We start from the raw sequence: 13,477 nt of genomic DNA, 5'->3' as shown, positions 1-13,477 counted from the left end.
CTGGCGATCGCCACCTTGTAGAATCGGCTACCACCAACCCTGGAACGTCCCGCATGGACTCTCAAGCCCCGGATCGCGGCGCGCTGCTGCCGCTGGCCTATCACGCAACGGTGGTCGACTATCTGCGTCGCCACGAGCCTGAGGTCTGGCGCTGGGCCAGCGCTCGCGCTACCGGCGCTGACCACCGCGACGCGTTGCGCTCGATGCTGCTGCGGGACACCTACCGGATCGAGGCTGACGCCCACGCCGACGTTCACGCGGCGCTGGCGCAAGCGATGTCGCGGCTCGGCATCGAAGCGCGCGCAACGCTCTACCAGTCACCGGGCCAGGACATGAACGCGTCGCTGGTCTATGTGCCCGGGGAGGTCCACATCGTCCTGCAGGGTCCGCTGCTGGAGCGGCTCGCGCCGCCGGAACTGCTGGCGGTGTTCGGCCACGAGCTGGCCCACTACCTGCTGTGGTCGCGCGACGACAACCAGTTCCTGGTGGCTGACCGCATCCTGAACGACGCACTGGCCGCGCCAGGCGCGAGTGCCAGCCATCGCGAGACCTGGCGGCGCTACGCGTTGCACACCGAACTGTTTGCCGACCGTGGCGGCGCCGTGGCGGCCGGTGCGGTGGCGCCGGCGGTGTCGACGCTGGTCAAGGTGCAGACCGGCATGGGCAGCGTGGACGCGGCCGCCTACCTGCGCCAGGCGGTCGAGATCGAATCCAGCGAGCCGGGCGCGAGCGCCGCCCACAGCCACCCCGAGACCTTTATCCGCGCCCGCGCGCTGGCGCTGTGGTGGGAGGGCGCGGACGATCTTGATCCGTGGATCGAATCCCGCCTGCACGGCCCGTTGGCGCTGGAAAAGCTGGACCTCCCCGGGCAGGTCCGGCTGCAGGCGCTCACGCGCGGATTCCTGGCTCACTTTCTCGCCGGCACGCCGCTGGCGAGCGAGGCGGTGCTTGCGCAGGTGCGCATGATGTTCCCGGACTGGCGTGACGATGAACCGGCGATCGGTCCCGAAAAGTTGGGGCAGGGCGTGATCGACGACAGCGTTCGCGGCTATCTGAATGCATTGATGATGGACATGGCACTCGCGGACCCCGACCAGCAGGACGCGGCCCTGCTGCGCGCCGGCCAGATGGCTCAGGGGCTCGGCAGCGTCGAAGCGCTGCAAGGTAACCTGCGCCGCGACGCCGGCTTCGGCAAGCGCGAACTGGACCGCTACCAGCGCCAACTCGATCGCCAGTTCGATCACCAACGGGCCAGGGAGGGCCGGGCATGAATGACAGCACGACCCACGGCACGAACACCATCGCCGGTATGAACGATAGCGGCGAGCCGCGCACGCTGCGGTCACTGATCGATGCGCAGGCGGGCGCGGCGCTGCCTGTCGACGACGTCCTGGTGCTGGTGCTGCCCCTGTTCGCGCAGGTCGCCGCGTTGCATGCGCAGGGCAGGGTGGCGGCACTCGATCCCGACAGCATACTGGTGAGCGAGGACGGCGCGCTGCGCCTGCGGCGGCCAGATGGCGAACTCCCCGTCATGGACCTCGGCGCGGTGCATCGCGTGCAGCCGCATCCGGCCTCGGGCCTGAATATCGTCGGCGCGCTGCAGCTCGGCCACGCCGACGACGGGCAGCGCGACCAGGCCGACCTGGCCTTGCAGCTTGATGCCACCGCGCCGATCGAGCGGCCGGTCTACCTGCGCGGGCCGGCGAGCTGGGAAGGGCTTCTGGGCCACCATGACGAGATCGGCGATGTCTTCCTGCTCGGCATGGTGCTGGCGAGCCTCGCCTGCGGCCTGGACTTCGCCGATGAGCACGATCTGCGCAGCTTCGTGGCGCACCGCCGCAACCTGTTCCTGCTGCACGAGCGCTTGCACCCGATCGTCGCCGCGGTGATCGTCGAGATGACCGGGATCAACCGCCACGATCGCGCCACCGATGTCGCCGCGCTCGCGACGCGGCTGCGCACATGGCGCGAGCAGCCGGCAGCCCTGGACGTGGAACGGGCGCTGGCTGGCACGACTGGCGCCACGCCGCGGCGTGCCGCCGTGCTCACGCACCTGCGTGACCGCCTGTTCGACCTGTCGCGGCGCAACCGCCTGCTGCACTTCCGTCCGACCGCGGCCAGTGTCAACCTGACGGTGGCCAGCGTGCCGCTGATGCTGCAGATCGAAAGCGTGCGGCCCGAGCATATCTGCACCTGGGGCGGCCCGTTCGCAGCCGATCTGGTGGCGGGCAAACCGGTGTCGCTGCAGCGCTGGCTGCGCTTCGACGACCAGCCATACCTGCCGGCATCGCTCGACCGCCTGATCGCCGAGACGCGCCGCGATCGCGCCGAATATGGCTTCAGCAACCTGCGCCTGGTGGTGGCGTTTCTGCGCTGGCACAACCTGAAGGAGGCGCCAGACGAGCGAATCGTGACGCCGCTACTGTGGCTGCCGGTGGAACTGGTCAGGCGCAAGGGCGTGCGCGACCAGTACGTGATCCAGTGCGCGGGCGGCGAAGCCGAGTTCAACCCGGTGCTGCGCCATTACCTGAGCCAGCTCTATGACATCCGGCTCGAGGAGACCGTGGATCTCGGCAAGATCTCGCTCGAGGAGATCCATGCCGGCATCCTCGCGCAGATTCGCCGTTCCGAGCCTTCGGTGGAGCTGCGCCTCGTCGACAAGGCCGCCGTACGGCTGGTGCGGCAGAAGGCGCTGCAGCGCATGCAGCAGTTCCAGCGCCGCAGGCCAGGCACGGCCGCTGCGCGCACGGGCGGCTGGCTGCCGCCGTACAGCTATGCGCAGGACGACTACCGCCCGCTGGGCCGCGCGCTGTTCGAGCATTGGGTACGGCCGAGCGAGTTGCCGCAGCGTTTCGAGGCCGGCGCGCCCCCGGGTGCCGGCCCGCGCCAGCCGCAGATGAGCGGCGCAGCCGCGGCGCAAAGCGAAGAGCGCCAGGGCTTCGTGCTTGAAGAGTCCGAGGGCCACCGTTATGCCTGGGATCTGGACCTGACGCAGGTGACGCTCGCGAACTTCAACTATCGCAAGATGTCGCTGGTGCGCGACTACGCGCAGCTGCTCGACGAGCCCGGCGCGAATCCGGCGTTCGACCGCGTGTTCTCGATCGAGCCGCGCGACGTGGAGACGGAAGCGCCCGCGCCGCTCGCGCCGGCCGAGCAGTGGAACGTGGTGGCGGCCGATGCGACGCAGAACGCTGCGGTCGGCCTTGCGCGCGGCCAACGCAGCTTCATCATCCAGGGCCCGCCGGGCACGGGCAAGTCGCAGACCATCACGAACCTGATCGCCGACTACGCGGGGCGTGGCAAGCGCGTGCTGTTCGTCTGCGAGAAGCGGGCCGCGCTCGACGTGGTGTTCCATCGGCTCAAGCAAAGCGGGCTGGATTCGCTGTGCTGCCTGATCCACGACTCGCAGACCGACAAGAAGGCCTTCATTGCCGACCTGCGCGTCTGCTACGAGCAGTGGATCGCGCAGCCGCACGACGGCGATGCACTGGCGGCACGCCGCAAGCAGGTAGCGGAGGCCCTGGCCGCTCACCAGCATCGTATCGACGCCTTCGAATCGGCAATGGCCGCGGCGCCTGAGCCACTCGGCGACAGCGTGCGTGCACTGTTGCGCCGCGTGGTAGCGCTCCCTGCCGTGCCAGAAGCGGGGCCCGCGATGCGCGAGCGCCTGCCGGCGCTGGCCGCATGGGACCGCCAGCGCGATCTTGCACACCGCGTGCACCGCGCGATGCGCGAGCGCTTCGGTCTCGACAGCCTGGCCGCGCATCCGTTCGCGCGCCTGTCTGCGCAACTGGTGGCCGACGAGCGCGCGTATGGCCGCGCCGAGCGACTGTGCCAGGACGCCGAGGCACTGTTCGATGCGCTTGACCCGCTGCTGGACAGCACGGCGAGCCTTACCGGCCCGGACACCAGCCTGGAACAGGCATGCGCCATTGCCGTCGACAGCCAATGGCTGCTCGACACGGGCCTTGCCGCACACCTGGACCTGCTCGATCCGGCCTCGCCGGCACAAGCGGCACTGCGCGATGTCCGCGCGGACCTGGACGCACGCACGCAGGCACTTGCGGACGCGCGCGCCGTCACGTCGAACTGGCACGACAAGCTGAGCCCTGGCGATACCGAGTCAGCGCTGGCGCTCGCGCGGCGGCTGGAGCCGTCGATCGCGCGCTGGCTGCAGCCCGCATGGTGGCGGCTGCGCGGCGAACTGAAGCGCCGCTATGACTTTGGCAAGCACGCTATCCATCCCGGCTACGGCAAGGTGCTGGAAGCGCTGGCCGCCGAACACGCCGCGTGTGCGGCGCTGGCGGCAGCCGATGCCGACAGCCGCCGCCGCTACGGCGTGAGCGAGATGCAGGCCTTCCTGCGCGCACTCAACGAACTCGAGCAGCGCCTGCAGTCGGGCGCGGGCCCGCGCGAACTGGTCGCGCATCTGCGCCAGGCCGTCGATCCGGTCGCGGCGGCGCGCGCCGAGGCCGGTGCGCGCGAGCCGCTGGAGAAGCTCGCGCAGCGCGTGCGCGACGGGCTGGCGCTGGCCGGCGATGCGCGCCTCGGCGACATCGCCGAACTGCTGCGCGACCTGCGCGAAGCGCTCGACGAGCTGCCGGACCTGTTGCCGCTGTTGCGCGCCGTGCATGCAGGCGACTCCGCCTGCGCCGCCACGCTGCAGTGGCTCGACCATGCGCCGGCGCAGCTGGAGGCGCTGGTCGCCGACGAGGCGCTGCGCCGTCTCGCGCGCGAGAACCCGGTGCTGGCGCGCTGCGGCGGCGCGGCGCTGGCGCAGGCCGCGCGCGCCGTGGCGCAGCGTCAACGCGAGTTGCTCGCGCTGAACGCCCAGGTGGTGCGCGCCACGCGCCACAAGCACTTCGCCGAGCATGTGCGTGTGTCCTCGCTGTCGGCGACGATGCTGGATGCCGACGGCAAGGCGTTCAAGAAACAATACGCCACGGGCCGGCGCGAACTGGAGCATGAGTTCGGCAAGAGCATGCGCCACCGCTCGATCCGCGATCTCTCCGACGACGAGACCGGCCTCGTCATCAACGACCTGAAGCCGATCTGGCTGATGAGCCCGTTGTCGGTATCCGACACGCTGCCGCTGTCGCCGGACCTGTTCGACGTGGTGATCTTCGACGAGGCCAGCCAGATTCCGACCGAGGAAGCCGTGCCCGCGCTCAGCCGCGCACGCCAGGTGGTAGTGGTCGGCGACGAGATGCAGCTGCCCCCGACAAGCTTCTTTACGGCCGGTGGCGCCGAGGGCGACGACGAGATCGTGGTGGAGGAGGAGGGCGAGCGCATCGCCATCAACCTCGATTCGGACAGCCTGCTGAACCAGGCCGCGCGCAACCTGCCAGCGACGCTGCTGGCGTGGCACTACCGCAGCCGTCACGAATCGCTGATCAGCTTCTCCAACGCCGCCTTCTACGACGGCCGCCTTGTCACCATTCCCGACCGTGTGCTGGAACAGGCCGAGGATGAGGCGGCTCGGCTTCGCTCGGACCAGCAGGATGCCGGCATCGCCGGCGCCGACGCGTTGCTGGCGCGGCCAGTCAGCTTCCACTGGCTGGCCGACGGCGTCTATGCGGACCGCCGCAATGTGCCCGAGGCCGTCTACATCGCCCGCACCGTGCGCGAGATGCTGTGCCGCGAGACCGGGCTGAGCCTGGGCATCGTGGCGTTTTCCGAGGCACAGCAAGGTGCCATCGAGGCTGCGCTGGAGGCCTTGGCCGCCGAAGACGCGGACTTCGCGATGCGCCTCGAGCGCGAGTACGTGCGCGAGGACGACGACCAGTTCAACGGGCTGTTCGTCAAGAACCTGGAGAACGTGCAGGGCGACGAGCGCGACGTGATCATCCTGAGCATCTGCTACGCGCCGGGGCCGGATGGCAAGATGCTGATGAACTTCGGCCCGATCAACCAGCGTGGGGGCGAGAAGCGCCTGAACGTGATCTTCAGCCGCGCGCGCCATCGGATGGCGGTGGTGTCGACGATCCAGGCCGAGGCGATCACCAACGTGCACAACGATGGCGCGGCCGCGCTGCGGGCGTTCCTGCAGTTCGCGCAGGCCAGCGCGCGCGGCCAGTTCGCGCGTGCCCAGGCGGTGCTTGGCACGCTGAACCCGGGCGCGCGCGACGTCTTCACGCGCGAGGCCACGCCGGACAGCATCCGCGACGCTCTGGCCGAGGCGCTGCGCGCACGCGGCCACCAGGTGCACGCCAACGTTGGCCGCTCGCAGTTCCGCTGCGACCTGGCCATTGCCGAGCCGTCGGGACAAGGCTACGCGTTGGCAATCCTGCTCGATTCGCCGTCGGACGCGGTGACGGATACCGCTGAACGCTATGTGTTCCGTCCCGGCATCCTGCGCAGCTTCGGCTGGCGGGTGCTGGACATCCCGGGCAAAGACTGGCTCGACGATCGGGACGCCGTGCTTGCCCGCATCGAAGCCATGCTGGCCAAAGGCGAAGATCGCGCACTTGACGTGGAGGTGGAGATGGCGGCCCCGTTGGCAAAGCCTGCCACCGTGCAGGGCGCAGCCGCAACGGATGAAACGGATGAACTTCAGGCGGTGGCAACCGCGTTGGATGTGCAAGAAGAGTTCACGCAGACGCTGCGCTTCGAGCAGGGTACGTCGCGCAAGTTCTGGCGGGCCAGCGTGCGGGGGGCGGAGCTTTGCGTCACCTATGGCCGCATCGGCAGCGCGGGGCAAACGAGCGTGAAGGCGTTCGACAGCGCCGAGCGGGCCAGGCGCGAGATGGACAAGCTCGTGGCGGAGAAACTGCGCAAGGGTTACGTGGACGCGTAGGTCGCGGGAGGCGGGAGGTCAGCAAAATGCTCCATCGTCATTGAGTCACCTCCCCAAATTCCATTCTCCCGTCCTTGCTTCCATCAAGCGCGCTTTCGGAACGAATACGCCAGGATCTCACTGGCCTGGCTTGCTACCTCGGTTCTCCGCCGTGCAGGAGTTAAACACGGCCCGCACAACGGACAGAGGGGCAGTCCCGAGAAGCGCGTCGGCCTCTGCCTGGCAGTCGCGCCTGGGGCCGACTGGCACGCCAGGCCGCTCGTCCGCGGCCGTCTTTCCGGGCTGGGTACCGGCGGTCTTCGAGGCGCAAGCGCCCAGCACGGTCAGGGCCACAAGTACTTGCACGGATCTGAGACGCATCTTGCAAGGCACTCCATGGCAAGCTTGGAATAGCCCACCGCGAGCGGGGCCTTCCGCTTAGTACTATACGCCGGCAACTACCGATGTGACGCCCGCGCTTACGCGCGGGCCGAAGCGAATGAGCTGAGGTGGGGCACCGATCAAAGTTGATGAGCAGGGACTCCACTCGACCAGGCATGAATTGCAAAGTGGTCGGCGGACTAAGCAAAGCGCTCCCGTCTTCGGGGGACTACCTTAATAATGAGTTCGCGACGTTATTCCGAACGAACATCGACATCAGGGACGCTCGGCAGGCTTGGAGTAGAAATGCCGGCGCTTTGCTGATGAATACCAGATCAACAGAAGAGGCTCCTTTACATGCACTACCATCCGACTGTAGATCCCGTGGCGCTTGCCGCTTCCCTTGCAGGAACGGCCCTGGTTGGATGGGCGCTTGCCGTTTTCGTACTGTAATAACCCAACGTGCAGCGGATCGCGTACCTTTCGAAAACGTCTGCCGGCCTCGTCCAGTGACGAGAATCAGTCGCATGGGTGGTGGCGGCTCGGACAAAGCTGGCCTTTCGGACAGATTCTCTGCCGGCCATGGTGATGTGCAACACTCACGGCAGCATCTTCTCCTCGCCGTTCGTCGAAGGCCACCGGTTTGCGCCAGCATACAAAAGCGGTGAGACGCCGCGATGCCGCCATCAACTGTCCCTGCAGGGTCAGCGTCGATTCCGCTCATCGCCGCCCGCGATTTGATTCTCCGCATTGCTACTGGTTTCTCTGCGCTCCTCTGCATACTCCTGGCAGCCCTCAACGAAGGCCTGGGAGTCGCCGGTGCATTGGTCCGGATCAGAGATATCGTTGTCAGCTGCCCAGTCGTAGCCCGCTTCATGCCCTGAGCAGTCCTGGGTGCAGCGGGCGCCTAAGAATCGTTCATTGCTGGCCTGGCCTTGCGCAGGGCGGGGGATCTGAGCCTCGAATCGGCGTTTCAACTCATCGACAGTAACGCCCTGGTCGGCCGCATTGGCGGGCAGAAACTGGTCCCGATATATTTCCCAGATAAGGACCTGTTCTTCTGGCGTGGCTTCATCAAAGCCAGCCTTGGCTTTGAATGCATTCCACGTGAGGAGGGTAGGAGAAGACGCCTCGGCGGATGACGCGGGGGCCTGAGATGCCGCAGACGCGGCCGACTCTGGTGCGTTCGAGCGTGCTCGATCAGCGGGCCGCCGGTCACACGCCGCGAGGCAAAGCAGGCTCGCGGCAATGAGCCCGCCCAGGAATGACATGATCAAGCAGCGAGAGAGGCACAAAGGCATTCGCCGAAAGTGAATCGTGGGAGTTCACCGAACAGGATACTTCCTCGATAGATGGGGAGTTGCTGCTAGCCAGTGCGCATCACGGCAGTTCAGGCGACAGTTCCGGAATCAAACGGCAAGTCATCCGGCGCAGCGGCGGGCGGGCAGCAGACAGGTCGCGGCGCCGACGCAGTTAAACCCTTATATCGCTCAGGAATCGCACGGATTCGGATTCCGCAGTATCGAAGCCCCCGATTTCAAACGCCCGTCTCCATACACCACTCCACCATGGCATCCCGAAAATCTTTCGCCAGTGGAGACAAATAGCCCGTGCCGCGCCAGCACACGGCCAGCTCATGCTGCCATGTCATGCCGGGTCCGTCGAGCATGGCCAGGCCGTGGCCGTCGGCCTGCTTGAGAAAGCGCGGCGGCAGCAGCCCCAGCAGATCGGAGTGTCGCAGGAGCTCGGCGAAGGCGGTGGGCGACGTCGTGCTTTCCACGGCCACGAGGGGCGGCGGGAGTCCGAGGGACTGGAATCGCTCGTCAAATGCCTGCCTCAGGTAAAGCGAGCTTGCCGGCAGCGCCCAGCGCTCGTGGCCCAGGTCCGCCAGCCGTTGCAGCTTGTCGCGGCGCGGATGATCGGCCCGTGTCACGATGTGCAGCGTGACCGGGCCGAGGGAGGTCCACGAAATGCCGGGCGGCACGTCGACGGGTGTGGCACCGCACACCAGGTCGACTTCTCCGCTTTGCAATGCGCCCAGGAGACGCGGACTCAGGTGGGTTTCTATTGAAAAAGCTCCGTTGTTCATTGAACCCCGCGGCGTGGCCCTGCACAATCGCACCCGGTTCCGGGAGTGGCTCGGTGCGGTGCGACCCGTTCTCGATGACCTTGTCGTCGCCCATGGCGGCATTGTGCTGCGCGGCTTCCCGATCGCTGACACGGCCGATTTCGCCGATTTCATCGAAGGATTCCCACCGTTCGAAGGTGGCTATGCGGGCGGCCGCGCGCCGCGCGCGACTGTCAGCGGTAGGGTCATGGAAGCCACGCGACTGTCGTCGGGAGTGCGACTCGCCCTACATTCGGAAATGGCCTATCGTCGGGACTACCCCGGTCGCGTGGCTTTCTTTTCGCGCAGGACGGCCCCGGTCGGCGGAGAGACGTTGATCGGAGATGTCCGGAATCTGGTTGACGAGATGGATCCCGCTCTAGTGCGACGGATCGAGGCGCTGGGCACCCGCACCGCGATCAATTTCGGACCCAAGGCGACAGACCAGAGCGCATCGTACGGCCATATGGACCAGCGCGGCTGGAACCACTCTTTTGAAACCGACGATCCCAAGAAGGTCGAGACCCTCTGCGCCGAGCGCGGACTGCAACCCATCTGGAACGACGACGGCAGCCTGACAGTGCTGAACGTGCTCGATCCCTTTGTCCGCCATCCGCGAACGGGCAAGAAGGGCGGCGCGTGCCGGCAAGGACGGCGACCAGGCTCCCAAAGGCCACGAAGCTGTTGGCTTAGCCTATGCCTTCATCCTTCATTGCTTGCTGCACCGCTGGACGCGCGGCAACCCTGGCCCGGTACGCGAGTAGCGGGGGCCAGCTGTCAAGCGGCAGTTTGAAATGGTCAGGCCATCTGAGGATGGTGAACAGGTAGGCATCCGCGATGCTGAACCGGCCCATCAGATAGTCCTTATCCGTGAGCTGTGGCGCAAGCCAGTCGAACCGCTGCGACAGGCGCGTCCACGTCGCATCTTTCTGTTCCTGCGGCGTGTCCGGTTTCCAAAATGGCCCAAAGCCCTTGTGCAACTCGGCCGAAATGAAATTCAGCCATTCCTGCACGCGGTAGCGCTCAAACGTATTGCACGCCGGGGCGAGGCCCTTTTCCGGCGCTTGGTCAGCAATGTACTGGACGACCACTGCCGCCTCAGTCAGCACATCGCCGTTGTCGAGCGCAAGCGTCGGCACATAGCCCTTGGCATTGAGGGTCTTGTAGTCAATGCCGCTCTCGGTTATGTGCGGCTGGGCGCGCAAGTCGACGCGCTCGGTGGAGAAGGGAAGGCCGGCCTCGATGAGGACGATATGAGGCGCCAATGAACATGCGCCGGGAGCGTAGTACAGCTTCATGATTTGTGTTTCCTAAGTAATAATGCTTTTGCGTTAGCCGTGGACACCGCGGCGGCTCTGGACTCAGATGCCTGAATTTGCGGAAACTTGCCGGCTGAATGTCGAATAGCCGGCCGGCGGCTTGGAGCGAGCGGATGTCGCCGCCTCATAATGCGTACGGAAGGTCCTATCGGCGTTACGTGTGGATTAGCAATGTACGTGCCGGATCCTGAGGCGGCAGCAAACCATCCTTCATCCAATCACAGCATTGGGCTCCGGTATAGTCAAAGCCGCCAGGCGTCTCGATCAGCATATTCAGACACATCAGAAGCCCGAACGCATTTTTCTTTCGCTCCTCGTCGATCACCGCGTCGTAGACGATAAGGCATCCCCCCAGGTGGCAATGCCGCATAGCATTTCCTCAAGAGTTCAAGCTTCTGGCTGAGGTCCAATCGTAGAGGATGTGTCCCATCACGAGCACGTGGGAGAACGCGTCACCCCAAGAGATACCGCTGATCAGACGCGGGGTCTTTTAATCCTTTGCCAGGCAACTGACCGGGCACCGCAGTCAGCGCACGCGCCCGGCTCTGTCTTCGCCGGCATGATTCGCGGTTTCCATGACAGCATGAATGACATCAATGCCGGCTGTAACTTGGTCGTAGAGCGGCACGCCACCAAAATAAAGGATGCCCAAAAACACGAGCACCCCAAAGACGGCAAAGAGCAAGTCGCGGTCGTGCACAGCCTTACCCCTTCACAGTTCAATTCAGCACTAACCTAAGTTTCATTTAAGAAACGTAGCGTGTGGAGGTGGAAGTGTTTGCGACGCAACGGAACCACTCCCCTTTCACGACGGACGGACGGCCGGAGAGCCTTGGTCAGCCAGGCGCGGCAGACAGCCCACCTTCCCCTCGGCTCTGACCCATGCCGCTCTCGCCGCGAAGGACATGCATGCCCCGTTTCAGCGGGGTGTTTGCGCTTCGGCAATTGGTCCCTGTCAACCCGCGCTTGCTATAGATTGTTAAGACATTGATAAGGACTGGCGCCGACAACGAGGCCCAGCCAATAAGTGCTTTTCTGAGCATCAGTCGTTGTCGCCCTGTAGCCGGGGCACGATCGACAGCCGGGGATACAATCTTGCGCCGACGCTTGCGCGCACGCTTGGACGCCTTGGGTCGCGGACCGTTACGGTGGGCACCGTGCTGTTTGGCGTGTTGACGACGGCTGTTGTCTATGCGTTCTGCGCCGACCTGCTGGAAAGGGACGTTCGTCTGCGTTTTGAGAACGATACCGGTGATGTCGTACAGCAGATCGATACGCGGATCCGACTCTATACCGACGTACTGGTGACCATGCAGGCGCTGTTCGGCGCCAGCGATCACGTTTCGCGAAGCGAATTTCGCGACTTCGTCAGCGGACTGAACCTGCCGCAGCGCTATCCCGGGTTTCAGACGCTGAACTACGCGCCGTATGTGCCGGCCGGTGAGATTGAGGCCTTTGTCGAAAAGCAGCGCGCCGACCCGGTCCTGCGCGAAGCAGGCGTGACGTTCAGCGTTCGCCCGCCGGGCAAGCGGCCCGGCCACTATGTCCTGACCTATGTCGAACCACTGGACATCAACCTTGCATCGATCGGTATCGACATGGGCGCCGAGCCACGCCGGCTGGCTGCGCTCGAACGCGCGCGTGACTCAGGGCAATCGGTAAGCAGTGGGCGCCTGATCTTCAGCGAGGCAAAGAATCCGCATGTCGGCATTGCACTGCAGACCCTGCATGTCATCTTCGCTGATCTGGATGAGTTCAAGGTCATTAACGACACCATTGGGCACAATGCCGGCGATACGGTGCTGCGCGTGATGGCGGACCGCTTGCGCGAAAACCTGAACGACGCAGAACTGATCACCCGGTTCGGTGGCGATGAATTCGTGGTGCTGCTGGACCCGAAAGGCGACTCGACGATCCTGGGTCGGACGATCAGCAGAATCCAGGCCGCGCTTACGCCGGGGTTCGTTGTCAAGCAGTCGGAGCTGCGGATGACGGCGAGCATCGGCATTAGCTCGTTCCCGGAGGATGGCAACGAATGGCAGACGCTGCTCAAGCATGCTGACCTGGCCATGTACGGGGCCAAGCAACTTGGCAAGAACGGCTACCAGTTCTACTGCCGCGATATGCGTACATCTCTGCGGCGGCGCATCGACATGGAATCGCACCTGCATCGCGCGCTGGAGCAGAACGAGTTTGTTCCGTCATCGATGCGCTGCGGCAAGCCGGCCTGCCAGGCAACCTGCTCGAGTTGGAGCTGACCGAAAGCATGGTCATGCGCGATGCCGAACAAGCTTCAAACTGGTTATCGCGCCTGAAGCGCACGGGCGTGCGGTTGGCAATCGACGATTTTGGCACCGGCTATTCGTCGCTGGCTTACCTGAGCCGCTTCCCGATCGATACGGTCAAGATCGACCGCAGCTTCGTCCGCAACGGGGGCCGCAACCGATGCGCGCGTGACTGCCAGTCCGGCGCGCATCATGCAGTGCACTCCAGGCAGACAATATCAGTCAATGCAAGAAGGGGGAGATGAATCATGCAGGACCGAATTGTTGAAGGTATGTGGCAAGCGATCGATCATCCGCAAGATGCTATGTGGTCAAGATCGCCAATTCGATGCCGGAACGCGACCTGGCCCCGCTTCGGCACATCCAGGCAGCTTGACGACCGAGGGGGACTGCTTAGAGCAATAATCGATGCAGCAGATCAGTGCCTAGCTGCACGAGTTGCCTCGCCATGTCAGCAATGCTCATATCCATCCCCAAAGCTCTTCCTGAGACGTAAGTGACAGCCGCCAGTGCAGCTAAGACCAGAAAACTCACCTTAACAGGCTGCTGAAATACCGGCAGTGGACGTCAGCGCGACGACTTGCTGAATCGTTAATCTGAGGACTCCTTA

General features: G+C 65.0%; 9 protein-coding genes and 1 pseudogene. 5 read left to right on the top strand and 5 right to left on the bottom strand.

The window, feature by feature from the left end; all coding sequences use genetic code 11:
• The first annotated feature begins 53 nt into the window (after positions 1–53).
• Positions 54–1,271: a M48 family metalloprotease gene (locus tag J8I34_RS18600; RefSeq protein WP_209806665.1), complete on the top strand. Its 1,218-nt coding sequence runs from the start codon at positions 54–56 to the stop codon at positions 1,269–1,271.
• A complete protein-coding gene (locus J8I34_RS18595) occupies positions 1,268–6,796 on the top strand; it encodes an AAA domain-containing protein (protein WP_209806664.1) in 5,529 nt (1,842 codons plus the stop codon). The genes J8I34_RS18600 and J8I34_RS18595 overlap by 4 nt, the downstream gene beginning before the upstream one ends.
• A gap of 1,064 nt (positions 6,797–7,860) precedes the next feature.
• Here the strand turns inward: J8I34_RS18595 and J8I34_RS18590 are convergent.
• Together J8I34_RS18590 and J8I34_RS18585 are read right to left on the bottom strand one after the other, a co-directional pair.
• Positions 7,861–8,427: a hypothetical protein gene (locus J8I34_RS18590; protein WP_209806663.1), complete on the bottom strand. Its 567-nt coding sequence runs from the start codon at positions 8,425–8,427 to the stop codon at positions 7,861–7,863.
• A gap of 266 nt (positions 8,428–8,693) precedes the next feature.
• Positions 8,694–9,245, bottom strand: a complete 552-nt coding sequence (locus J8I34_RS18585) for a LysR substrate-binding domain-containing protein (RefSeq protein WP_245176002.1) — start codon at positions 9,243–9,245, stop codon at positions 8,694–8,696.
• Between J8I34_RS18585 and J8I34_RS18580 the strand changes: the two genes are divergently transcribed.
• The gene (locus J8I34_RS18580; RefSeq protein WP_209774967.1) at positions 9,238–10,056 is read left to right on the top strand and encodes a TauD/TfdA family dioxygenase; all 819 of its coding nucleotides are present in this window, start codon (positions 9,238–9,240) and stop codon (positions 10,054–10,056) included. The two genes, J8I34_RS18585 and J8I34_RS18580, sit on opposite strands and share 8 nt — an antisense overlap.
• Here the strand turns inward: J8I34_RS18580 and gstA are convergent.
• From gstA to J8I34_RS18570, 3 genes and pseudogenes are all read right to left on the bottom strand, one after another.
• Complete coding sequence (gene gstA, locus J8I34_RS18575; protein ID WP_029047139.1) at positions 9,953–10,561, bottom strand: glutathione transferase GstA; 609 nt, start codon at positions 10,559–10,561, stop codon at positions 9,953–9,955. The genes J8I34_RS18580 and gstA overlap by 104 nt on opposite strands.
• Positions 10,562–10,787: 226 nt before the next feature.
• Positions 10,788–11,021: pseudogene (locus J8I34_RS34770) on the bottom strand (methyltransferase); the annotation flags it as partial.
• An 87-nt stretch (positions 11,022–11,108) separates the two neighbouring features.
• On the bottom strand, positions 11,109–11,282 hold the full coding sequence (locus J8I34_RS18570; protein ID WP_156914371.1) for a hypothetical protein: 174 nt from the start codon (positions 11,280–11,282) through the stop codon (positions 11,109–11,111).
• A 448-nt stretch (positions 11,283–11,730) separates the two neighbouring features.
• Between J8I34_RS18570 and J8I34_RS18565 the strand changes: the two genes are divergently transcribed.
• Positions 11,731–12,840: a sensor domain-containing diguanylate cyclase gene (locus tag J8I34_RS18565; protein WP_371748099.1), complete on the top strand. Its 1,110-nt coding sequence runs from the start codon at positions 11,731–11,733 to the stop codon at positions 12,838–12,840.
• Positions 12,831–13,112: an EAL domain-containing protein gene (locus J8I34_RS34765; protein ID WP_245176001.1), complete on the top strand. Its 282-nt coding sequence runs from the start codon at positions 12,831–12,833 to the stop codon at positions 13,110–13,112. Before J8I34_RS18565 ends, J8I34_RS34765 begins: the two co-directional genes overlap by 10 nt.
• The last annotated feature ends 365 nt before the right edge of the window (positions 13,113–13,477 follow it).

Origin of the sequence: Cupriavidus phytohabitans (assembly GCF_017815025.1) — a bacterium.
Taxonomy (GTDB): Bacteria; Pseudomonadota; Gammaproteobacteria; order Burkholderiales; family Burkholderiaceae; genus Cupriavidus.
Note: the sequence above shows the minus strand (reverse complement) of the source record. Positions and strands in the feature narration are given on the sequence as shown.

Excerpts from the sequence above, each read along its gene's own strand:
- J8I34_RS18600 (WP_209806665.1), top strand. The coding sequence starts at position 54 with ATGGACTCTCAAGCCCCGGATCGCGGCGCGCTGCTGCCGCTGGCCTAT.
- J8I34_RS18595 (WP_209806664.1), top strand. The coding sequence starts at position 1,268 with ATGAATGACAGCACGACCCACGGCACGAACACCATCGCCGGTATGAAC.
- J8I34_RS18590 (WP_209806663.1), bottom strand. The coding sequence starts at position 8,427 with ATGTCATTCCTGGGCGGGCTCATTGCCGCGAGCCTGCTTTGCCTCGCG.
- J8I34_RS18585 (WP_245176002.1), bottom strand. The coding sequence starts at position 9,245 with ATGAACAACGGAGCTTTTTCAATAGAAACCCACCTGAGTCCGCGTCTC.
- gstA (WP_029047139.1), bottom strand. The coding sequence starts at position 10,561 with ATGAAGCTGTACTACGCTCCCGGCGCATGTTCATTGGCGCCTCATATC.